This window comes from Micromonospora sp. WMMD1082, from assembly GCF_029626175.1.
In the GTDB taxonomy this organism is placed as follows: domain Bacteria; phylum Actinomycetota; class Actinomycetes; order Mycobacteriales; family Micromonosporaceae; genus Micromonospora.
On record NZ_JARUBM010000002.1, the window covers coordinates 24,444 to 45,027 of the forward strand.

The following is a 20,584-nucleotide window of genomic DNA, read 5'->3' on the forward strand; positions in this document are numbered from 1 at the left end:
AGCCATGCCCGTGGGGGGACGGCTTCTGTCCAGGGATTTCGGAGGTCTGCATGCACGCACTGGCGGTCGGTTGGCAGGGCGGCCGGGTGCGGGTGGACTGGATGTCCGCTCGATCCCAGTCGCAGCCGACCGCATCCACCCGCGGGGTCGACTCCCGCGCGGTGTCTCGCCAGAATAGCCCGGTGACGCCCCGACCCGCCCCTGGCCGCCACCAAGCCTCCACCACCGAGGCCGCCCACTCCGACCAACTGGTCCGCACGCTCTACGCCGAGCATGCCGGTCCGCTGCTGATGTTCGTGATGCGGCTGACCGGCGGCGACCGGCAACGGGCCGAGGACATCGTCCAGGAGACGCTGCTGCGGGCCTGGCGCAACGCCCACCGGCTGGGTACGCAGGGGCAGGGATCGCTACGGCCGTGGCTGGTGACGGTGGCGCGCCGGATCGCCATCGACGAGCACCGCAGCGAGCAGGCCCGCCCGGCCGAGACGTACGACCGGGACCTGACCGCGTTCGCCGAGGCGGACAGCACCGACCGGGTGCTGCGCTCGATGACGGTGGCGGACGCGCTACGAACGTTGAGTCAGTCGCACCGGGAGATCCTGGTGGCGACGTACTTCCGGGGCCGCACGGTGCCGGAGGCGGCCGAGGAACTCGGTCTGCCACTGGGCACCGCGAAGTCGCGGGTCTACTACGCGCTGCGCGCGCTGCGCACAGCTCTGCAGGAGAGGGGGGTGACGGAATGAGCCGGGTAGACCACATGGACGTCGCCGCGTACGCGCTCGGCGTGCTGGACGCACAGGACATGGAGCGGTTCGAGGAACACCTCGCGACCTGCTGGACCTGCGCCGCCGAGCTGGAGTCGATGGTGCCGGTGGTCGGGCTGCTCTCCGACATCGACGAGGAGTCGATCACGGCGCTGGAGCAGACCCAGTCGAATCCGGTGCTGCTGGACCGTACGCTCGTGGCGATGCGTACGCATCGGCGGCGGGCACGGTTCCGGCAGGTCCTGGCGACCGCGGCGGCCGTGGTGGTCTTCGGCGGGCTGACCGGCGTCGGGTTCGCCAGCCTGGCCGACAGCGGCAACCCGCCGAGTAACCATGCCGGGCCGAGCATCCCCCCGGTCGAGCCGCCGGAGACCCGCCCGGGCAACCCCGGTGGGCCGAACGTCGGCGGCAACGAGCAGGAGGGCGAGCAGGTCAACGTCACCGACCCGAGCACCGGGGTCGAGGCGACGTTCTTCTTCATCTCCAAGGATTTCGGCACCAAGGTGGACTTCAGCCTCGGCCGGCTACCGGGTCCACGCACCTGCCGCCTGGCCGTGCTGCGGGAGAACGGCTCCACCGAGGTCCTCTCCACCTGGTCGGTGCCGGCGGATGGGTACGGCACCAACGCCAACCCGCAGATGCTGACCCTGTCCGCGAGCACGTCGACGAAGCTGGACGACATCAAGCGCTTCGAGGTGCAGGAGGTCAACGCCAAGGGTGCCGCCACCACCCTGGTGACGATCCCCACCCCCTGACCTGCACCGCAGGAAGGCCCGCCTCGGTGGAGGCGGGCCTTCGCCGTCCCGGCTGCAGACTGCGCTACGCCGGTGCGGACCGCACACGCCCGGGGATACGGACTCACACGCACAGAGGGCTCAGACGGTTCAACGGCACCCTGTGAACTTAGCCACCCTTTCGGGTTCAACCTTGACAGCACTTCCCGCGTATTTCCCCGTGACTGTCAAAGCATGAGGAGGGCACGTGGCACAGATGAAGCGGACCATCATCGCCGTGAGCGCCATGGTCGCGCTGACGGCCTGCGCCCCCGCGGGCTACGACGGAACGAACGGCGGGGAGCAGGCCGCCGTCGCCGCGGTCGAGCCCACCGTGACCCCGGACCCCGAGGCCAGCGCGGAGCCGGGCGCCTCGGCGTCACCGGGCGCCGAGGCCGAGACCGCTGCCCTGCCCGACGGCGTCAAGGCGACCACGAGCCTGACCGGCAAGAAGTTCCCCCGGATGGGCAGCGCCGTGGTGAACCAGGAGGGATTCCTCCTGTACCGCTTCGACCGCGACACCAACGACCCGCCGTCGTCGAACTGTGACGGTCAGTGCGCCGAGGTGTGGCCGCCGGCAGTGACCGACGGCGACCCGAAGCTGAAGGGCGTCTCCGACGACGCCGTCGGCACCATCAGCCGCGAGGACGGCACCCGCCAGATCACCCTCGACGGCTGGCCGCTCTACACCTACATCGGTGACAAGAAGGCCGGCCAGTGGAAGGGCCAGGGCGTCGGCGGCACCTGGTTCGTGGTCAACCCCGACGGCAGCAAGAATCTGGAGTGCCTGCCCAAGGGCACCCCGAAGGCCGTCGCTCCGCCGGCGAAGACCGAGACGAAGACCGAGACGAGCACCCCCGACTACAACTACTGATCCCGCGTACCGGTGGCTGGCCGGCCGCGCCCTGTCGGGCCGCGGCCGGCCATCGGCGTTCCGGCACCGACCAGGTGGCAGAGTAGGGCGGTGCTCGGAGACGAACCCACCGCGAGTCGGGTGCTGCGGCCACCACCCGGCTACCGCCTGGCCGCGTCGGTCCGCCCGCTCACCTTCAGCGCGTACGACCCCTGCGCGCGGGTTGTCGCGGGCATCTTCTGGGGGGCGACGCGCACGCCCGACGGACCGGCCACCCTCGCCCTGCGGCCGGAGGCCGGCGACCTGGTCGCCGAGGGGTACGGGCCGGGTGCCGGTTGGGTCGTCGAACGCGCCGACTCGGTGGCCGGGCTGCGCGACGACCTGACCGGGTTCGCGGATCTCGCCGCGACGCATCCCGTGGTGGCCCGGCTCGCCGCGCAGCACGCCGGGCTGCGGATGCCGACGACCGGGCTGGTCTTCCCCCGGGTGCTGCGGGCCGTTTTGGAGCAGAAGGTCACCGGCACGGAGGCCTACCGGGCGTACGCGGCGACCGTCCGCCACTTCGCCGAGCCGGCACCCGGGCCGGTGCGCCTGCTGCTGCCGCCCGAGCCGGCGGCGGTGGCCGCCGCCCCCTACTGGGTCTACCACCCGTTCGGCGTGGAGCAGCGCCGGGCCGAGACGCTGCGCCGCGCCGCCGCGGTTGCCGACCGGCTGGAACGTTGCGCGGACTCGGCCGAGGCCACCCGTCGGCTGACCGCGATCGCGGGCATCGGTCCGTGGACCGCCGCCGAGGTGGTCCGCGTCGCGTACGGCGACCCGGACGCGGTCAGCGTCGGCGACTACCACATACCGAACACGGTCGCCTGGGCCCTGGCCGGCGAACCGCGCGGCGACGACGCCCGGATGCTGGAGCTGCTGGAGCCGTTCCGGGGCCACCGGGGCCGGGTCTGCCGGCTGCTGGAGGCCGCCGCCGTCCAGGCGCCCCGCTACGGCCCCCGCGCCCCCATCCGATCCTTCGCCCGGTTCTGAACGTCGCCGCCCGCCGGGTGGCGGCGGGCCTCAGGCGGCCTCGCGCAGGTCGGCCAGGCTCACCGGGGTACGCCGGCGCAGCAGCTCCGCCAGCTCGGCGACCGAGCCCGCCTCGCCGAGCACGTCCTTGCCGCCGCCGAAGCGACGGGGATAGCGGTGGACGAGCCGGTAGACATACCGTCCCCGGATCAGCTCGACGCTGACCCGCCACCGTCCGCAGCACCCGCACACCAACTCCGGCATGCCGCGAAAGTAGCTCCGACCTGCGGTTTTCCGATTCGCTCAGGCGGGACGGCACGGACGTGGGGCGGACACGCCACCCACCGGGCGGCCGTGATCTGGCTCACCGCTGTCGGTGCCGTCTGGTTGACTGGTCGCCGTGGACCTCCCGATCAACCCGCCCGTGGAGCCGATGCTCGCCCGCAGCGTCGCGTCGATCCCGACCGGGCCGGGGATGACCTACGAGCCCAAGTGGGACGGCTTCCGCTGCATCGTCTTCCGCGACGGTGACGAGGTGGAGCTGGCCAGCCGGGGCGGCAAGACGATGACCCGCTACTTCCCCGAGGTGGTGGAGCAGGCCCGCCGGCAGCTGCCACCGCGCTGCGCGGTCGACGGCGAGCTGATCCTGATCCGCCGCGACGGCCCGGACGGGCAGCCCCGGCTCGACTTCGAGCTGCTGGCCCAGCGCATCCACCCGGCGGCCTCCCGGGTGAAGCTGCTCGCCGAGACCACCCCCGCCGACTTCGTCGCCTTCGACCTGCTCGCCCTCGACGACGAGAGCCTGCTCGACGCGCCCTACCCGGCCCGCCGGGCCCGGCTGGAGCAGGCGCTGGCCGACGTGCGCCCCCCGGTGCACGTCACCCAGATCACCACCGACGCCGACACCGCCCGCCGCTGGTTCGACGTCTTCGAGGGCGCCGGGCTGGACGGGCTGATCGCCAAGCCCGCCGACCTGCCGTACGAGCCGGGCAAGCGACTCATGTCCAAGGTCAAGCACGCCCGCACCGCCGACGTGGTGGTGGCCGGGTTCCGCTGGCACAAGTCGGGGCCGGTGGTCGGCTCGCTCCTGCTCGGCCTCTACGACGACGCCAGGGTGCTGCATCACGTCGGGGTGAGCGCCTCGTTCACCATGGCCCGCCGGGCCGAGCTGCTGGACGAGCTGGCCCCCTACCGCGACGTGGGGGCGGAGCACCCGTGGGTGCACGGCGACCACGAGCGGGGCCAGCGCATTCCGGGCGGGGTCAGCCGGTGGACCGGCACGAAGAACCTGGAGTGGGAGCCGCTGCGCCCGGAGCTGGTGGTCGAGGTGGCGTACGACGCGATGGAGGGCGACCGGTTCCGGCACACCGCGCGCTTCGCCCGTTGGCGGCCCGACCGCGACCCGCTCTCCTGCCGATACGATCAGCTTGACCGGCCGGTCCGGTTCGACGTGGACCAGGTCCTGCGAGGAGACCCGGCGATGCCGGCCGGGTCCGCGCCCGACTCCGCGTAGCCTGGCCGTCGACCCGATCACGGAGGCTCGCTCGTGACCCGTACTTCCGACCGGATCCGCCGTTTCCGGCTCACCGTGGCCGGCCTCGTCGCCGCCGCGGTGGTCGCCGCCGGGTGCACGCTGCCGGCGTTCGCGCCACGCACCGACGCGGAGGGCGAGGCTGCGGCGCCGGGGGCGGCGCCGACCTGGCGGTCCTGCCCGGAGGTGCCCGACGAGGTGGTGGGGCGGAGCGCGCCGGAGATTCGGTACGAGTGTGCCCGCATCCAGGTTCCCCGGGACTGGGCCGGCGGCAGCGGCGCCACGGCCGGCCCCGGTGCCGGGCAGACCTTCGAGATCGCCCTGCTGCGGGCCCGCTCCACCCATCAGCGCGACCGGATCGGCACGCTGCTGGTCAACCCCGGCGGGCCGGGTGGGTCGGGGGTGGACACCGCCGTCTACCTCTCCTTCGGCGAGCAGTACGGCGGCCTACCCGACTCGATCATGGAGCGGTTCGACATCGTCGGCTTCGACCCGCGCGGGGTGGCCCGGTCCAGCCCGGTGGAGTGCATTCCGGATGCCGACCTCGACGCCGTCTTCGGCTACGACCCCGACCCGGAGAGCCAGGAGTCCTTCGACGATCTCGTGGCGCTCAGCCGGCGCATCGGCCAGGGCTGCGGCGACAAGTACGGTGACCAGCTGCCGCTGTACGGCACCGAGCAGGCCGCCCGGGACATGGACGCGGTCCGGGCCGCTGTCGGCGACGAGAAGCTGACCTACCTCGGCTATTCCTACGGCACCCTGCTCGGCGCCACGTACGCCCAGCTGTTTCCGCAGCGGGTGCGGGCGCTGGTGCTCGACGGCGCGGTCGACCCCCGGCAGGGCCTGATCGAGGGCTCGGAGGGCCAGGCCAAGGGCTTCGAACGGGCCTTCGACAACTTCACCCGCTGGTGCGCGGCCAACGCCGCCCGCTGCCCCATCGCGCCCGACGCCCGAGCGGCGGTCACCTCGGCCATCGACAAGGCCAAGGTCTCCCCCACCCGCTCCGCCGGTGGCCGGGAGGCCACCCCCGGCTGGATCTTCTACGCGATCGTCTCCTCGCTCTACTCCGAATCCGGCTGGCAGCAACTCGCCCAGGCCATCGACCGGCTGAACGAGGGCAACCCGGGCGACGTGTTCCGCCTCGCCGACAACTACGCCGACCGCGACGACAACGGCCGCTACACCAACCTCTTCGACGCCAACCTGGCGATCAACTGCGCCGACGAGGAGGAGCGGCCCAGCCTGGAACGGATCCGCCAGTTGCAGTCCCAGTGGCGCGGGCAGTACCCATTGTTCGGCCCGGCGCTCGCGTCCGGGCTAATCTCCTGCACCGAGTGGCCGGGCGGCAGCGACCCCTACCCCACCGGCCGCGCCGACGGCGCCCCGCCGATCCTGGTCGTCGGCACCACCGGCGACCCGGCCACCCCCTACGAGCAGACCCCGGCGCTGGCCGAGATGCTCGGCGTGGGCCGGGTGCTCACCTGGGAGGGCGAGGGCCACACCGCCTATCCACAGACCACCTGCATCACCGAAGCCGTCGATGCCTACCTCATCGATCTGACCGTCCCCGCCGAGGGAAAGCGCTGCCCAGCGCGCTGACCAGTCTGTTCCGGGCCGAGCCTCCCGTACGGCCGGAGGTGAACAACTGACCTCGGCAGATCGAAGCCGCCATGCCCGGCAAAACGAAAGCCGGACCATCGGCAGATGGAAAGCCGACCAGTCGTCAGATATAAAGCCGGAGCGTATGATCGCCGCATGCGTAAAGCTGGCGACTACCTGCCTCGACGTGCGGCCGACCTGGTCTTGGAGGCACTGACCGACACCAGGGTGGTGGTCCTGAACGGCGCCCGCCAGGTAGGGAAGAGCACCCTCGCCGAGATCGTACTAAGGCACGAATCAGGTGGTATCGCCCGCTTCTTGGATGATCCAGCCACTCGCGCAGCCGCAGCGGCAGATCCGGTCAGCTTCATCCGTCACGACGGCCTCATGCTGATCGACGAGGTACAGCGGGTCCCCGATCTCTGGCTCGCGATCAAAAATCTGGTTGACCGGAACCCTCGGCCAGGACGATTCCTGCTCACTGGCTCGGCCCGCCTGCTCGGCCTACAGAGTCTGCCGGACGCTCTCCCGGGGCGTTCCGAGACCATCGAGCTGTGGCCGCTGTCGCAGGGCGAGATCGACGGTACCTACGACAGCTTCGTCGATGCCGCCTTCACCGTGGGTGCGGATCTACGGGCACCGCTGACCGAACTTCGACGGCGTGACTACGTTGCCCGAGCCGTCCGCGGGGGCTACCCCGAGGCGATCCGGCGGGAGGCACCTCGCCGCCGGGAACGGTTCTTCGAGGGCTACCTGGCCGACCTGATCGCCCGCGACGTCAAGCAGGTGGCGGAGATCGAACGGATCGGCGACATGCGTCGGCTGCTCTCCCTGCTCGCCGCCCAAACAGCTGGGCTAGTCAATGTGAACCGGCTCGCCAGCGAGCTGAGCATCACCGCTCCTACTGTACGCAGCTACCTGCGTATATTGGAGACCATCTTTCTGATTCGGCTGGTCCCGGCGTGGTCGGCCAACTCGACGACCCGAGCCACCGCAACGCCTAAGGTCATCTTTGTCGACTCCGGGTTGGCCGGTTATCTCACCTCCGGAGCGGTCGCGGACGGGCCGCTCGGCGGGCTCCTGGAGAACTTCGTTCTCGGCGAGGTCGCCCGTCAACTGACGTGGGCAGGGAACTCCCTTCGGCTCTACCACTATCGCGACCGGGACCAGTACGAAGTGGACGCGGTCCTGGAGGACAACGCAGGCAATGTAGTCGGAGTCGAGGTAAAGGCATCCGAGACGATTCGAAGCGAGGACTTCCGAGGTATCCGACTACTCCAGCGCCGCCTCGGCGACCGTTTCCGGGCCGGCTTCGTCCTTCACTGCGGTACCGACTCGCTCAGCTTCGGCAAGGGCCTGACCGCTCTCCCCATCTCGGCCCTCTGGACAACAGGCTGACGCTGGGCCTTCCAGACTCCTTCCCCAGGAAAAGCTACCTCTCTCTCCTACGCCAGTCGGCCCCGTTCACGGCTGGAGCAACCACCCAAACTTAGAACGTCGTTCGCGACATCGGATGGCGAGGCGGGCCGCAGGTTCCCGGCCTGCATCTCCTCCTCAAGCACGAGTACCCCCATGATCAGATGCGCCGGTGACGTACGGTCGTGCCCGAGCCGTACGGTCTCGGCGACCGCCTCCAACTCCAGCCAGTTCAATGCCGGCGTGGTCTCGGTGAACAACCGAGTGGCCGAGACAGCCAGTGCCCTCTTCAACTGGCCTGTCCTCCTGCCTTGCTCCTGTAGCGGCACGATGCCGCCTAGGCGACCAGGCAGAACCGATCGGGTCGTGGCTCCCGCGCATCGGGTCGCGCCGGTGTGCGACGCTCGCGGGGTGAGTGACGCGATCTTCCGTGCGGCGGTCCGGGCCGACCTGCCGGCCATGCTCGACCTGCTGGCCGACGACATGCTCGGGCGCACCCGCGACGTCGGGGAGGTCGACGCCACGTACGAGAAGGCGTTCGCCGACATCACCGCCGACCCGCGCAACCACCTCGTCGTCGCCGAGGCCGGCGGCGAGGTGCTCGGCTGCATGCAGCTCACCTACATCCCCGGACTCGGGCGGCACGGCACCGAGCGGCTGCTGGTCGAGGCCGTCCGCGTCCGTTCGGACCAGCGCGGTCGCGGGCTGGGGCGGCAGATGATGACGTGGGCGATCGAACAGGCGCGGCAGCGCGGCTGCGGCCTGGTGCAGCTGACCACCGACAAGAGCCGCCACGACGCGCACCGCTTCTACCTCGGCCTCGGCTTCGTCGCCAGCCACGAGGGCATGAAACTCAGTCTCTGATCCTGTCGCCGGCCGCCGGCTCGACCAGCCGGGGCCGCCCTACCTCGCACCCGAAGACGGTGGCCCAGAAGGTCGTCAGCATCGAGAGGCTGGAACCGTGGGTCAGGCTCCGCGCGGAGTTCCGCACCAGCCAGAAGTCACCCTCGGGAAAGACAATCGCCCAGCCGATCGGACCGTCGTCCTCCGTCACGAGAACCAGCAGTTCCGGCTTGCTGTCGACCTCGATTTCGGGCAGGTCCGTCACCTCCACGGACCACAATCCATGCTCCCCGCTCACCGGCGGCTCCGCCTCACCACGAGGCGGAAGTACCAAGCCTTGCCCTGGAACCACATCGATCGAGCCACCCCGAGCCTCCTAACGCCAGCGTCCAACGCCTCCTGACCTGCCACGATCCGGGAAGCAAGCTGGACTGCGCCACACTCTCCGTGAGACAGTCAGATAGAGACGCTTCAATCACTTGAGGATGCGGAAGCCGTCTCGCCACGAGCCCAATGGCGCGTCAGGACGAGACAGGGAGGACGGCCGATGGCTGAAGTCGGCTCGACAGTGCCTCGGCGGGAACTCGGGCGGCTGCTTCGCCAGGCGCGGGAGCAGGCGGGGATCGGCTTGGAAGCCGCTGGCGCCGATCTTGAGTGGTCGCGGGCGAAGATGTACCGGATCGAATCGGGCCAGACTCCGATCCGCTCACTGGACGTCGAGCAGATGTGCCGGCTATACGGCGCCCCGCCGGAGCTGACTGAGGTACTCATCAGTCTCGCCAAGGAGTCCAAAAGCAAGGGCTGGTACCACGCCTACGGTGAGGTGATCCCCCGGTGGTTTCAGCTATACGTGGGGCTTGAGTCAGCCGCTAATCATATTCGCACCTACGAGCAAGGTCTTGTTCCTGGCCTGTTGCAGACACCCGAGTACACCGCAGAAGTGGCTCGATGCCGACCGGGCATCACCGATGAAGAGGTAGCTAAGCTCATCGAGCTGCGGCTGGAACGTCAGCGCATTCTCACCAGGCAACGTCCGGCCCCGCCCGTCATCGACGCGATCCTGGACGAGGGCCTGCTCCACCGGCGTGTAACCGGCATGGGCGCGCAGATCGAGAAGTTGATCAGGGCCAACGAGACGTCCAACATGTCGGTCAGAGTTGTGCCGCTCGCCGCGAGGCTCAATCGTGCTGCCGTCGCGGGGAGCTTCGTCATCCTGGATTATCCTGTCAAGGGTGCACGCTCAGCCGAGCCGACCACCGTTTATCACGAGAGTCTGACCGGCGCCCTATACCTAGATCGTCTGGACGAGGTTCGGGCGTATGCCGAAGTGTGGAACCAGCTCGGGGCTGCGGCATTGAGCGTGCAGGCATCGTGCGCGCTGATGCTACGAATCAAGGGGAATCATCATGACTGATCTAACGTGTGCAAACTGGCGAAAGGCCAGCCGCAGCAGCGACCAGGGCAACTGCGTGGAGGTGGCCGGCAATCTCGTCGGCGTGGTGGGGGTACGGGACAGCAAGGACGTGACTGGGCCGGCGCTGCTGTTCGACGCACTCCAGTGGCGTGCCTTTGTCGAGACCCTCAAGGCCAGCCGTCTCGGCTAAGGGGCGTCTCGTAGAGGCGTTCGCCGGCATCGGTCAGCGGGGGCGGTCGCGATCCTTGGAGGGTTGGACCCGCTTGGGTTCGCCGGGCATCTTCGGGTGGTCGGGCGGGTAGGGCAGGTCGCCCTCGCCGGCGGCGGCGTCCCGCTCGGCCCACTCCAGCAGCGGCGTGATGTCCCACCCGGCGTCGTCGATGCCGGCGTGCGGGTCGTCCTGCTGCGCCAGCCGCTGCGGCACGGTACGCAGGTCGAAGTCGTCCGGGTCGACGTCGGGCAACTCGTCCCAGGCGACCGGGGTGGAGACGGTCGCCCGGGCGTTGGCGCGCAGCGAGTATGCGCAGGCGATGGTGCGATCCCGGGCCATCTGGTTGTAGTCGACGAAGACCCGCTCGCCGCGCTCCTCCTTCCACCAGGCGGTGGTGATCAGATCGGGGCGGCGGCGGGCCAGCTCCCGGGCCAGCGCGATGGTGGCCCGGCGTACCTCGACGAACGTCCAGCGGGGCTGGATGCGCAGGTAGACGTGCACGCCCCGGCCGCCGGAGGTCTTCGGCCAGCCGGTCACGCCCAGCTCGTCGAGGATCGCCCGCAACTCGCCGGCCGCCGTGGCGGCGTGCGCGAAGTCCGTGCCGGGCTGCGGATCCAGGTCGACCCGCAGCTCGTCGGGGTGGTCGACGTCGGCGGAGCGGACCGGCCACGGGTGGAACACCACCGTGCCCATCTGCGCCGCCCAGGCGACGTGGGCCAGGTCCGCCGGGCAGAGCTCCGCGGCCTTGCGCCCGCTGGGGAAGCTGATCTCCGCGGTACGCACCCAGGGCGGTACGCCCCGGGTCGGCACCCGCTTCTGGAAGAACATCTCCCCCTCGATGCCGTCGGGGAAGCGTTGCAGGGTCGTCGGCCGGTCGCGCAGCGCGCGCATGATGCCGTCGCCGACGCTCAGGTAGTAGTGGAAGACGTCGGACTTGGTGAAGCCGCGCCTCGGGAAGATCACGCGATCCGGGCTGGACAGCCGTACGGTCTGCCCGGCCACCTCGATCTGCTCAGCCGCCGCCCTCGTGCCACCCATTGCGTGACCTTATGCGATGGGTCCGACCTTCGGCGTACCGTTGACGGGTGACTGTTCCCGACAGCGAACTGCCCCGCACCGAGGACGAGTGGCGGGTCCGGCTCAGCCCCGACGAGTTCCGGGTGCTGCGCGAGCACGGCACGGAGCCCGCCTGGACCGGCGAGTACGTCGACACCAAGACGCCCGGCATGTACCGGTGTCGCGCCTGCGGTGCCGAGTTGTACCCCAGCGACACCAAGTTCGACTCGCACTGCGGCTGGCCGAGCTTCGACGACGCCATCCCGGGCGCGATCAGGGAGATCGAGGACAACTCCCTCGGCATGCGGCGTACCGAGATCCGCTGTGCCCGCTGCGACAGCCACCTCGGGCACGTCTTCCACGGTGAGGGCTTCACCCCGAAGGACACCCGCCACTGCGTGAACTCGCTCTCCATCCGCCTGGACCCCAGCGCCGCCTGACGGCCACGCCGCACCACCATGCCGGCGTCAGCCCTTGGCCGCCGGCCGGTCGGCCAGCAACGCCACCTGCGCGGTACGCGACTGCTCGACGCGCCGGGCGAGATCGCGTACCCGCTCGTCGATGCCGGCCGCCAGGTGTGCCCGGGCCAGGTCCGCCGCCGCCTGCTGGTGGGCGCTGAGCACCTCGATCAACACCCGGTCGACCTGGCCGGCCGGGGCGTCGCGCAGCCGGGCCAGTTGCTCCGGGCCGCTGCCGTGCCCGGCGTGGTCGTCGGCGCGGGCACTACGCCCGGCCTGCGCCAGCCAGGCATGCGCGGTCGTCAACTCGTCCGACTCGGTCACCTCGACGGCGGCGACCAGGGTCTGCAACTCGTTGTCGGCGAGCCGGTCCCGGACCAGCCGGACGATCTCCAGGGTCTGCTCGGTGTGCCCGGCCATCATCGACAGGAACAGCAGGTCGATGCCGGTCATCTCGGTGGTGGCGGCCGGCGTCGTGCCAGCGGCGACCGCCGGCGGCGTACCACCCGGCGGGCTGCCCTCCGGCGACCGGGCCGGCGCCCCACCGCACCCGGCGGCGAGCAGCACGGCGAGCAGAGCGGGCACGGCGGGCAGGGCGGGCAGCGGGCGTACCGCGCGGCGGGTAAGGGCCGGCGGGAGGTGCGGCCGGGCCCGACCGCACCCCCCGCTGGTCAGACCTGGCTCCACAGCGCCGGTACGTTCGGCGGCTCCCACCCGGCGATGGCGGTGTGCGCCTGCCGGCAGCGGTAGGTGTTGCCGCCGTAGGTGACCTGGTCCCCGACGGCGTACGAACGACCCGCGCTCCACGTGCCGCCGGCCGGCGGGTTGGTGGTGGGAGCGACCGTCGGCGTGGGCGACGGGGCGGGCGGGGTGGTCGGGCTCGGGCTCGGCGGCGGGTTGCCGCCGCCACCACCGATCTGGAGGTCGACGCAGGCGTAGAAGGCGTTGGCGGTGTCGGAGATGTTCCACACGGCCAGCACCTTCTGCCGGCCGGAGTACCCGGACAGGTTGACGGTGTGCGAGACGGTCGCGCCGGGCTGGCGCCCACCGCCGCTGAACACCCCGACCCGGTTGTTGCCGATGAAGTACTCCCAGTCCCGGGTGGCGTGCATGGCGGTGTTGACCCAGGTGAACGTCACCGTGCTGCCGACCGAGGTGGCCGGCCAGCCGCGGTTGTCGTCGTTGAGGACGGCGAAGTGCGAGATGTTGGCGTGGCAGTTGCGCAGCCCCTTGGGGCCTTCGACGCTCTGCGGTTCCCACCTGATCTGCCCGCAGTCGGGGACGCGGTTCTGGGCGCAGAGCGCCTGGCGGCTCGGCGGCGACGAGACGTAGCCGTGGGCGTGGGCCGGGGCGGCGATGGCCAGGGTGGAGAGCATGGCGCCCGTCGCAACGAGCGGAAGGGTGATTCTTCGGCGCATGACGGCAGCTCCTTCTCGGCGTGTTGCCTGGTGAGGTGCCACCAACATAATTTAAACCTTGTTAACAGTAAAGACCATCGTCGATAAAAGCGTGCTCACCCGCTGCCCAACCGGACGACCTGGCCGGTTCCGCCACACTCCACCGCTGATCTGCGCCAATATGGCGCATAACATCTACTTTGCGGAGGTAACGGTCGTGGCGACGTGCGAGGTCTGCGGTAACGACTACTGGCTGGCGTTCGAGGTGCGTACGGTCAGCGGCGACGTACACACCTTCGACAGCTTCGAGTGCGCCGTGCACAAGTTGGCACCGATCTGCGAGCACTGCCAGGTCAGGATCGTCGGGCACGGGGTCGAGGTCTCCGGCCGGTTCTTCTGCTGCGCGCACTGCGCCCGCGCGGTGGAGACCGAGCAGGGTGCCCAGATCCGCGACACCGTCGGCGCCCGCCCCGCCTGACGGTCCACCCGCCACCCGCGCGCGACCGCCGGGTCGGTGACGGCCTAGCCTGGCCGAATGCCGAGCACGCAGCTGCGGGTCGCCAGCTTCGCCGACCTGGACGCCCGTACCTTCCATGACCTGGTGCGGCTGCGCGTCGACGTGTTCGTGGTCGAGCAGGAGTGCGCGTACCCGGAGATCGACGGGCGCGACGTCGAACCCGGCACCCGGCACCTCTGGCTGGCCCACGACGGCGCTCCGGTGGCGTACCTGCGGATCCTGGCCGACCCCGGCGGGGTCGCCAGGATCGGACGGGTGGTGGTGGCGCCGGCGGCCCGGGGCGCCGGACACGCCGGGCGGTTGATGGCGGCGGCGCTGGCCGAGATCGGCGACCGCCCGTGCGTGCTGGACGCCCAGTCGCACCTGGTCGACCTCTACGCCCGGCACGGTTTCACGGTCAGCGGCCCGGAGTACGTCGAGGACGGCATCCCGCACACCCCGATGCGCCGCCGGCACTGACCGGCGCGCCTTATCCGGCACTGACCAGCCGGAGAGCCCGCATTGACGCATGACGATGGTGTGTGCCACTCTTCCGTCGGAGCCAGCACACAGGGCCAGGCGGCCGGCGCGGGAGGGGGCAACTCCCGGTGCTCCGGGCGATGTCGCGATCCGACGTTCTCCCCTGGAGGCTCCATGTCCCACCCCCTCAGATCATCGCGCGCGTTGTGGGCGCTGGCCGTCGCGGCCGTCGCGACGTTGCTGCTCACCACGGCGCTGGTCGACCCCGTCTCCGCGCATGGTTCCGTGGCCAATCCCGTCTCCCGCAACTACGGTTGCTGGCAGCGCTGGGGTGGTGACTTCCAGAACCCGCGGATGGCCACCGAGGACCCGATGTGCTGGCAGGCGTGGCAGACCGACACGAACGCCATGTGGAACTGGAACGGCCTGTACCGCGAGGGCGTTCGGGGCAACCACCAGGCCGCCATCCCCGACGGCCAGCTCTGCTCCGGCGGGCGCACCGAGAACGGGCGCTACCGGGCGCTGGACACCGCCGGTGCCTGGCGGACCACCTCCGTCGCCAACAACTTCCGGCTCAAGTTCTTCGACCAGGCCAGTCACGGCGCCGACTACATCCGGGTGTACGCCTCCCGGCAGGGCTACGACGCGCTGACCACGCCGCTGGCCTGGTCGCACCTGGAACTGGTCGGCCAGATCGGCAACACGCCGGCCTCCCAGTGGCAGCGGGAGGTCGACGGGGTGTCCATCGAGGTCCCGGTGAACGCGTCCGGCCGCACCGGCCGGCACGTCATCTACACCATCTGGCAGGCCAGCCACGCCGACCAGTCGTACTACATCTGCAGCGACGTGCAGTTCGGCGGAGGCTCCACGCCACCCACGACGCCGCCGCCGACCACCCCGCCGCCCAGCACTCCCCCGCCGACCACGCCGCCGCCCAGCACTCCCCCGCCCAGCACTCCGGCGCCGACCAACCCGCCGGCGGGTGCCTGCTCGGCGACGTACCGGGTCACCAACAGCTGGTCCGGTGGCTTCCAGGGTGAGGTGCAGGTGACCGCGGGCAACGCCGCCATCCGGGAATGGACGGTGACCTGGACGTACGCCAACGGCCAACAGATCAGCCAGTCCTGGAACGCCACCGTCACCTCCAGCGGTACGACGGTGACCGCCCGCAACGCCGGCCACAACGGCGGTCTCGGCGCCGGGGCCAGCACCACGTTCGGCTTCCTGGCCTCGGCCAGCGGCACGAACAACACACCGACGCTGACCTGTTCGGCGACCACCTGACCCCGGTCGGGGCCGCGCCTCTCTCCCTCGGGCGCGGCCCCGCCCGGCCCGACGCCCCCGCCCGGCCCGGCGTGCTCGCTCGGCCCGGCGCGGCGCGGGCCTTCCCTACGGAGTCGGCACGATCGGACGGATGGTGCCGTCGGCGTTGAACTCCATCCGGTCGATGGCGACCTCCCGGTTGGTGCCGTTGCCCGCCGGTACGGCGAACCGGTGATAGGCCACGTACCAGGTGTCGGTCCCCGGCGCCCGGACCACTGAATGGTGACCGGGGCCCTTGATGCCGATGTCCGGTCGCTTCTGCAGCACGACGCCGCGGGTGGTCCACGGCCCCAACGGTGAGCTGCCGGTGGCGTACGCGACCCGGTAGTCCTCGCTGCGGGTGTCGTTCTCCGACCACATGAAGTAGTAGATGCCGTTGCGCTTGAACACGAAGGCCGCCTCGTTGTAGCCGGGCGGGGTGATGACCCGCACCTGTGCCGGGTCGAAGGAGATCATGTCGGGGTTGAGCCGCACGACGCGCGCCGCGCCCTGACCCCAGTACAGGTAGGACTGGCCGTCGTCGTCGGTGAAGACCATCGGGTCGATGGCCTGGCCGGAGAACTGGCCGCTGCGGATCAACGGCTGCCCGAGCGCGTCCCGGAAGGGTCCGGTGGGTGTGTCGGCCACCGCGACGCCGAGTTGCTTGGCGGTGTTGCCGGTCGCGGCGCCACCACTGAAGTACAGGTAGTAGCGGCCGTTGCGGGTCGCGATGGCCGGCGCCCAGGCCGAGTTGTCCGCCCACGACACGTCCGGGCCATGGTCGAGGATCACGCCGTGGTCGGTCCAGTTCACCAGGTCGGTGGAGGAGAACGCCTTGTAGTAGGTACCGCTCCAGCTCGCGTACCCATCGGTGGTGGGGTAGAGGTAGTAGCGGCCGTTGAACGTGGTGAGGTGCGGGTCGGCGAAGAGGCCGGGGATGACCGGTCCCCTGTTGGTCTTGGGCGACCAGGGCGCGGTGAGCCGGAACGAGCTGTCCGCCCGGAAGATCGCGGTGTCCTGGTAGGTCTCCAGCCACAGCGCGAAGTCCCGATGCCGGATCCGGCGATCCGGGTAGTTGTAGGAGACGAGCGAGACCGAGCCGGCGACCGAGCCGTCGACCGCGCAGAAGGTGGCGTCCGCCCGGAAGGTGGGATCGCCGGTGTTCGCATCGACCCGCAGCCGCCAGTCCCGGTGTCGCAGGAACAGTCCCTCCCTGCTCTGGAACGAGTAGCAGGCGGGGGAGGCCAGACCGTTGACGACGGTGAGAGTGGCGTCCCGCTTGGTCTGTTCGCTGCTCCCGGCGGTGACCGGGTCGACTCGGCCGAGGAAGTCGAGGTGCCGGACGTACCGCCCGGGATAGTTCACCGACTCCAGCGACCGGGCGCCGGTCGGTAACGGCGCCGCCTGGGCGGCCGAGCCGGAGATGACCACGAGGAAACTCGTGGCCAGGCTGGATAGCGCGAGGACATGGCGAAGACGCATCACAGGGCTCCCTTGTCGCTTCGTCGGTGGCGCCGAGGCGCCGGCCAGCCGTGTGAGCGCTAACACGATGCGTCGACGTGATGCCCAACAAGGACGCGGCGCGGTAGGTCAGCCGACCATCGTGGGCGACGACCCAGATGTTAAGGCCGCGTTACGCACGAATGTTAGCGGTAACACAATGCCTGTCAACCCCTCGACAGATATCGATCCACCAAGGACGGGAACCTTCCTGGACCTCAGGGACGAGGTATGCCTCAGGCGAGGGCGGAGACGATGTCGGCGATCGCGCGGCGACGGCCGGTGTAGAAGGGGACCTCCTCGCGCACGTGCAGCCGGGCACGCGAGCCGCGCAGGTCGCGCATCAGGTCCACGATCCGGTGCAGCTCGTCGGCCTCGAAGGCGAGCATCCACTCGTAGTCGCCGAGCGCGAACGAGGCGACGGTGTTGGCGCGTACGTCCGCGTAGCCCCGGGCCATCCGGCCGTGCTCGGCGAGCAGTTCCCGCCGCTCGGCGTCGGGCAGCAGATACCAGTCGTAGGAGCGGACGAACGGGTAGACGCAGAGGTAGGCGCGGGCCTCCTCACCGGCCAGGAACGCCGGGACGTGGCTCTTGTTGAACTCGGCCGGCCGGTGCAGCGCCATCTGCGACCAGACCGGGGTCATCGCCCGGCCCAGGGTGGTCCGCCGGAACCGCAGGTACGCGTCCTGCAACGCGTCGCTCGACGAGGAGTGCCACCAGATCATCAGGTCGGCGTCGGCGCGCAGGCCGGCCACGTCGTACGTGCCCCGGACCACCACGTCCTTGCCGGCCAGCTCCTCGATCAGCGACTCCACCTCGCCGGTGACGTTGTCGCGCAGCGAGGGCAGCGGCGCGCTGGCCCGGAACACCGACCACATCGTGTAGCGGATGGTGGAGTTCAGCTCCCGCAGCCGGGCCGCGTTGCTCTGCTCGCTCATGTCCCCGATCCTTCCAGTGCTGTGATGATCTCCTCGGCCGCCGTCTCGCCGGAGCGGACGCAGATCGGGATGCCGACCCCGTCGTAGCCGGCGCCGGCCAGCCGCAGGGTCGGATGGGCCGCCCGCAGCGCCGCCCGCGCGGCGGCCACCCGATCGAGGTGACCGGGGGTGTACTGCGGCAGCGCGCCGCCCCACCGCTGCACGTGCCCGTCGACCGGTGCCGGCAACGGCACGTCCAGCACCGCGGACAGTTCCCGGTGCACGGTGGCGGCGAGATCCTCGTCGGGGCGCTGGAGCTGGGCCTGGTCGCCGTACCGGCCGACCGAGGCGCGCACCAGGGCCAGCCCGTCCGGCCGGCGCAGGTGCCCCCACTTGGTGGTGAAGAAGGTGGACGCCTTGATCAGCAACCCCTCCGTGCCGGGCACCAGGAAGCCGGCGAGTTCCGGCAGCGCCGGCTCGGGCAGGGCCAGGGTGACCAGCGCGACGCTGGCGTAGTCCAGCCCGCCGATCTCCTTCGCCGCCGCCGGGACGATCTCGGCGAGCAGCCGGGCCGCCGGCCGCGCCGGCACGGCCAGCACCACCGCGTCGACCTCGACGTGCTCGGGGTCGCGGGTCGGGCCCACCGTCAGCCGCCAGCCGGCGGCGACCGGTGCCAGTTCGCGTACCGTCGCGTTGGTCCGCACCCGCGCGCCGCTGGCCGCGACGGCCGCGTCGACCAGGGTGCTGAGCCCACCGTCGAGGGTGCCGAAGACCGGCTCGCCGGGGGCCCGGGGGGCGGCCGCCTGCGCCGCGCGTACCGCGCCGAGCAGCGTGTGTTCCACCCGGGCGGCCCGGGCCAGGGCGGGCATGGTGGCGACCAGGGACAGGTCGTCGGCGCGGCCCGCGTACACCCCGCCGAGCATCGGGTCGACCAGCCGGTCGACCACCTCGTCGCCGAACCGGGCGCGGACCAGCGCGCCGACCGCGATGTCCTGGTCGCCGCCGAGCAGCGGCCCGCCGCCGTCGCGGTCGGCCGTGGGCGTCGGCCGGGCCACCGCCGCCACCTTCTCCAGATCACCGGGTACGCCGACCAGCGTGCCGCCGGGTATCGGGCGCAGCCCGCCGTCGACGGCCAGCGCCGCCTGCCCGACGGTCGGGTGCACGATCCGCCCGGCCAGCCCGAGCCGGCGGACCAGAGCCACGGCGGCGGACTCCCCGCCCGCCGGGTCGCGCATCAGGAACGACTCGGCGCCGAACTCCACCGGCCCGCCGGCCAGCTCGCCGGTACGCAGCTTGCCGCCGGGCGCGCCGGACTGCTCGTACACGGTGATCTCGGTGCCCTCGGGGGCGCGGTCGCGCAGCCGGAGCGCGGCGGCCAGCCCCGCGATGCCGCCGCCGACCACCGCCACCCGCCGCCTCGCCATGCCGGTCAGCCTCCGGCGGTGAGTTCGTGTACCAGGGCGACCACCCGGGTCAGCACCTCCGGGTCGGTCTCCGGCAGCACGCCGTGGCCGAGGTTGAACACATGCCCCGGTGCGGCCCGCCCCTGCTCCAGGATCCGGCGCACCTCGGCCTCCACCACCGGCCAGGGGGCCAGCAGCACGCACGGGTCGAGATTGCCCTGCACGGCCCGCTCCGGCCCGACCCGGCGGGTCGCCACGTCCAGCGGGGTACGCCAGTCGACGCCGACCACGTCGGCCCCGGCCTCGCCCATCGCGCCGAGCAGCTCGGCGGTGCCCACCCCGAAGTGGATCCGCGGCACCCCCGCGTCGGCGAGCCCGGAGAGCACGGTCGTCGAGTGGGGCAGCACGAACCGGCGGTAGTCGGCCTCGGAGAGCGCGCCGGCCCACGAGTCGAAGAGCTGCACCGCGGAAACCCCGGCCTCGACCTGCACCCGCAGGAACGCCAGGGTCACCTCGGCCAGCCGGCTGGCCAGCGCGTGCCACAGCTCGGGCTCGCCGTACATCAGCGCCTTGGTCTTCGCGTGGGTACGCGACGGGCCGCCCTCCACCAGGTAGCTGGCCAGCGTGAACGGGGCGCCGGCGAAGCCGATCAGGGGGGTGTCGCCCAGCTCCTTGACCAGCATCCGGACCGCCTCGTCCACGTACCCGACGTCGTCGCGGCCGATCGGACGGATCCGCTCGACGTCGGCGGCGGTGCGCACCGGCTCGGCCACCACCGGCCCGGTGCCCGGCACGATGTCCAGGTCGACCCCGGCGGCGGCGACCGGCACCACGATGTCGCTGAAGAGGATCGCCGCGTCCACCCCGTGCCGGCGCACCGGCTGGAGGGTGATCTCGGTGACCAGGTCGGGCCGGCGGCAGGACTCCAGCATCGCCACGTTGGCCCGGATCTCGCGGTACTCCGGCAGCGACCGGCCCGCCTGGCGCATGAACCAGACCGGGGTACGCGGGACCGGCCGGCGCCGGCATGCCCGCACGAAGGGCGAGTCGGCGGGCCCACCGGGGCGGGGTTCGTCGTCTCGGGCGGCGGTGCCCGTGGTGTCGGTGGTCATCGCGGCCATCGTGCCACGCGCCCCGTCCCGCCCCCACGCCCACCGCCACCT

24 protein-coding genes are annotated in these 20,584 nt (G+C 71.2%); 14 read left to right on the forward strand and 10 right to left on the reverse strand.

Annotated features, from left to right (window positions below; all coding sequences use genetic code 11):
* Positions 1–50: 50 nt before the first annotated feature.
* The 4 genes from O7615_RS00155 to O7615_RS00170 all read left to right on the forward strand — a co-directional run bounded on the left by O7615_RS00155 (position 51) and on the right by O7615_RS00170 (position 3,419).
* Positions 51–743 (forward strand): sigma-70 family RNA polymerase sigma factor, encoded by a 693-nt coding sequence (locus O7615_RS00155; RefSeq protein ID WP_278175056.1) that lies wholly within the window; start codon positions 51–53, stop codon positions 741–743.
* Positions 740–1,519: a zf-HC2 domain-containing protein gene (locus O7615_RS00160; RefSeq protein ID WP_278175057.1), complete on the forward strand. Its 780-nt coding sequence runs from the start codon at positions 740–742 to the stop codon at positions 1,517–1,519. The genes O7615_RS00155 and O7615_RS00160 overlap by 4 nt, the downstream gene beginning before the upstream one ends.
* 235 nt (positions 1,520–1,754) lie before the next feature.
* On the forward strand, positions 1,755–2,411 hold the full coding sequence (locus O7615_RS00165; RefSeq protein ID WP_278181923.1) for a hypothetical protein: 657 nt from the start codon (positions 1,755–1,757) through the stop codon (positions 2,409–2,411).
* 90 nt (positions 2,412–2,501) lie between these two features.
* On the forward strand, positions 2,502–3,419 hold the full coding sequence (locus tag O7615_RS00170) for a DNA-3-methyladenine glycosylase 2 family protein (RefSeq protein WP_278175058.1): 918 nt from the start codon (positions 2,502–2,504) through the stop codon (positions 3,417–3,419).
* A gap of 30 nt (positions 3,420–3,449) precedes the next feature.
* Here the strand turns inward: O7615_RS00170 and O7615_RS00175 are convergent, their stop codons facing one another.
* On the reverse strand, positions 3,450–3,662 hold the full coding sequence (locus O7615_RS00175; protein WP_278175059.1) for a hypothetical protein: 213 nt from the start codon (positions 3,660–3,662) through the stop codon (positions 3,450–3,452).
* Positions 3,663–3,798: 136 nt separating this feature from the next.
* Between O7615_RS00175 and O7615_RS00180 the strand changes: the two genes are divergently transcribed.
* From O7615_RS00180 to O7615_RS00190, 3 genes are all read left to right on the forward strand, one after another.
* Entirely contained in the window at positions 3,799–4,911 is a 1,113-nt protein-coding gene (locus O7615_RS00180) for an ATP-dependent DNA ligase (protein ID WP_278175060.1), read from the forward strand.
* Between the two features lie 33 nt (positions 4,912–4,944).
* Positions 4,945–6,528 (forward strand): alpha/beta hydrolase, encoded by a 1,584-nt coding sequence (locus O7615_RS00185; RefSeq protein WP_278175061.1) that lies wholly within the window; start codon positions 4,945–4,947, stop codon positions 6,526–6,528.
* A gap of 156 nt (positions 6,529–6,684) precedes the next feature.
* Positions 6,685–7,926, forward strand: coding sequence for an ATP-binding protein (locus O7615_RS00190; RefSeq protein WP_278175062.1), 1,242 nt, complete (start codon positions 6,685–6,687; stop codon positions 7,924–7,926).
* Positions 7,927–7,973: 47 nt separating this feature from the next.
* Here O7615_RS00190 and O7615_RS00195 read toward each other — a convergent pair whose 3' ends face one another.
* Positions 7,974–8,237 (reverse strand): hypothetical protein, encoded by a 264-nt coding sequence (locus O7615_RS00195; protein WP_278175063.1) that lies wholly within the window; start codon positions 8,235–8,237, stop codon positions 7,974–7,976.
* A gap of 118 nt (positions 8,238–8,355) precedes the next feature.
* Here O7615_RS00195 and O7615_RS00200 point away from each other — a divergent pair, with 118 nt between their 5' ends.
* Positions 8,356–8,808, forward strand: a complete 453-nt coding sequence (locus tag O7615_RS00200; protein WP_278175064.1) for a GNAT family N-acetyltransferase — start codon at positions 8,356–8,358, stop codon at positions 8,806–8,808.
* On the opposite strand, the gene O7615_RS00205 is transcribed toward O7615_RS00200, so the two are convergent.
* Positions 8,798–9,085, reverse strand: coding sequence for a hypothetical protein (locus O7615_RS00205; RefSeq protein ID WP_278175065.1), 288 nt, complete (start codon positions 9,083–9,085; stop codon positions 8,798–8,800). The genes O7615_RS00200 and O7615_RS00205 overlap by 11 nt on opposite strands.
* A 249-nt stretch (positions 9,086–9,334) precedes the next feature.
* Between O7615_RS00205 and O7615_RS00210 the strand changes: the two genes are divergently transcribed.
* Positions 9,335–10,201, forward strand: a complete 867-nt coding sequence (locus tag O7615_RS00210; protein ID WP_278175066.1) for a helix-turn-helix transcriptional regulator — start codon at positions 9,335–9,337, stop codon at positions 10,199–10,201.
* Positions 10,194–10,391, forward strand: a complete 198-nt coding sequence (locus O7615_RS00215) for a DUF397 domain-containing protein (RefSeq protein WP_278175067.1) — start codon at positions 10,194–10,196, stop codon at positions 10,389–10,391. Before O7615_RS00210 ends, O7615_RS00215 begins: the two co-directional genes overlap by 8 nt.
* 33 nt (positions 10,392–10,424) lie before the next feature.
* On the opposite strand, the gene ligD is transcribed toward O7615_RS00215, so the two are convergent.
* Positions 10,425–11,450, reverse strand: a complete 1,026-nt coding sequence (ligD, locus tag O7615_RS00220) for a non-homologous end-joining DNA ligase (RefSeq protein WP_278175068.1) — start codon at positions 11,448–11,450, stop codon at positions 10,425–10,427.
* Positions 11,451–11,497: 47 nt separating this feature from the next.
* Between ligD and msrB the strand changes: the two genes are divergently transcribed.
* Positions 11,498–11,908 (forward strand): peptide-methionine (R)-S-oxide reductase MsrB, encoded by a 411-nt coding sequence (gene msrB, locus O7615_RS00225; RefSeq protein WP_278175069.1) that lies wholly within the window; start codon positions 11,498–11,500, stop codon positions 11,906–11,908.
* A 27-nt stretch (positions 11,909–11,935) separates the two neighbouring features.
* Here the strand turns inward: msrB and O7615_RS00230 are convergent, their stop codons facing one another.
* Together O7615_RS00230 and O7615_RS00235 are read right to left on the reverse strand one after the other, a co-directional pair.
* Positions 11,936–12,613, reverse strand: a complete 678-nt coding sequence (locus O7615_RS00230) for a DUF305 domain-containing protein (RefSeq protein ID WP_278175070.1) — start codon at positions 12,611–12,613, stop codon at positions 11,936–11,938.
* The gene (locus O7615_RS00235; protein ID WP_278175071.1) at positions 12,598–13,344 is read right to left on the reverse strand and encodes a lytic polysaccharide monooxygenase; all 747 of its coding nucleotides are present in this window, start codon (positions 13,342–13,344) and stop codon (positions 12,598–12,600) included. Before O7615_RS00235 ends, O7615_RS00230 begins: the two co-directional genes overlap by 16 nt.
* Positions 13,345–13,540: 196 nt before the next feature.
* Between O7615_RS00235 and O7615_RS00240 the strand changes: the two genes are divergently transcribed.
* From O7615_RS00240 to O7615_RS00250, 3 genes are all read left to right on the forward strand, one after another.
* The gene (locus O7615_RS00240; RefSeq protein ID WP_278175072.1) at positions 13,541–13,801 is read left to right on the forward strand and encodes a Prokaryotic metallothionein; all 261 of its coding nucleotides are present in this window, start codon (positions 13,541–13,543) and stop codon (positions 13,799–13,801) included.
* A 57-nt stretch (positions 13,802–13,858) separates the two neighbouring features.
* The gene (locus O7615_RS00245) at positions 13,859–14,299 is read left to right on the forward strand and encodes a GNAT family N-acetyltransferase (protein ID WP_278175073.1); all 441 of its coding nucleotides are present in this window, start codon (positions 13,859–13,861) and stop codon (positions 14,297–14,299) included.
* Positions 14,300–14,473: 174 nt separating this feature from the next.
* Positions 14,474–15,583 (forward strand): lytic polysaccharide monooxygenase, encoded by a 1,110-nt coding sequence (locus O7615_RS00250; protein ID WP_278175074.1) that lies wholly within the window; start codon positions 14,474–14,476, stop codon positions 15,581–15,583.
* A 105-nt stretch (positions 15,584–15,688) separates the two neighbouring features.
* On the opposite strand, the gene O7615_RS00255 is transcribed toward O7615_RS00250, so the two are convergent.
* The 4 genes from O7615_RS00255 to hemE all read right to left on the reverse strand — a co-directional run bounded on the left by O7615_RS00255 (position 15,689) and on the right by hemE (position 20,542).
* A complete protein-coding gene (locus O7615_RS00255; RefSeq protein ID WP_278175075.1) occupies positions 15,689–17,083 on the reverse strand; it encodes a family 43 glycosylhydrolase in 1,395 nt (464 codons plus the stop codon).
* Between the two features lie 254 nt (positions 17,084–17,337).
* Positions 17,338–18,039 (reverse strand): hydrogen peroxide-dependent heme synthase, encoded by a 702-nt coding sequence (hemQ, locus tag O7615_RS00260; protein WP_278175076.1) that lies wholly within the window; start codon positions 18,037–18,039, stop codon positions 17,338–17,340.
* Positions 18,036–19,442: a protoporphyrinogen oxidase gene (gene hemG, locus O7615_RS00265; protein ID WP_278175077.1), complete on the reverse strand. Its 1,407-nt coding sequence runs from the start codon at positions 19,440–19,442 to the stop codon at positions 18,036–18,038. Before hemG ends, hemQ begins: the two co-directional genes overlap by 4 nt.
* Positions 19,443–19,447: 5 nt before the next feature.
* Entirely contained in the window at positions 19,448–20,542 is a 1,095-nt protein-coding gene (hemE, locus tag O7615_RS00270) for a uroporphyrinogen decarboxylase (protein WP_278175078.1), read from the reverse strand.
* Between the last annotated feature and the right edge of the window lie 42 nt (positions 20,543–20,584).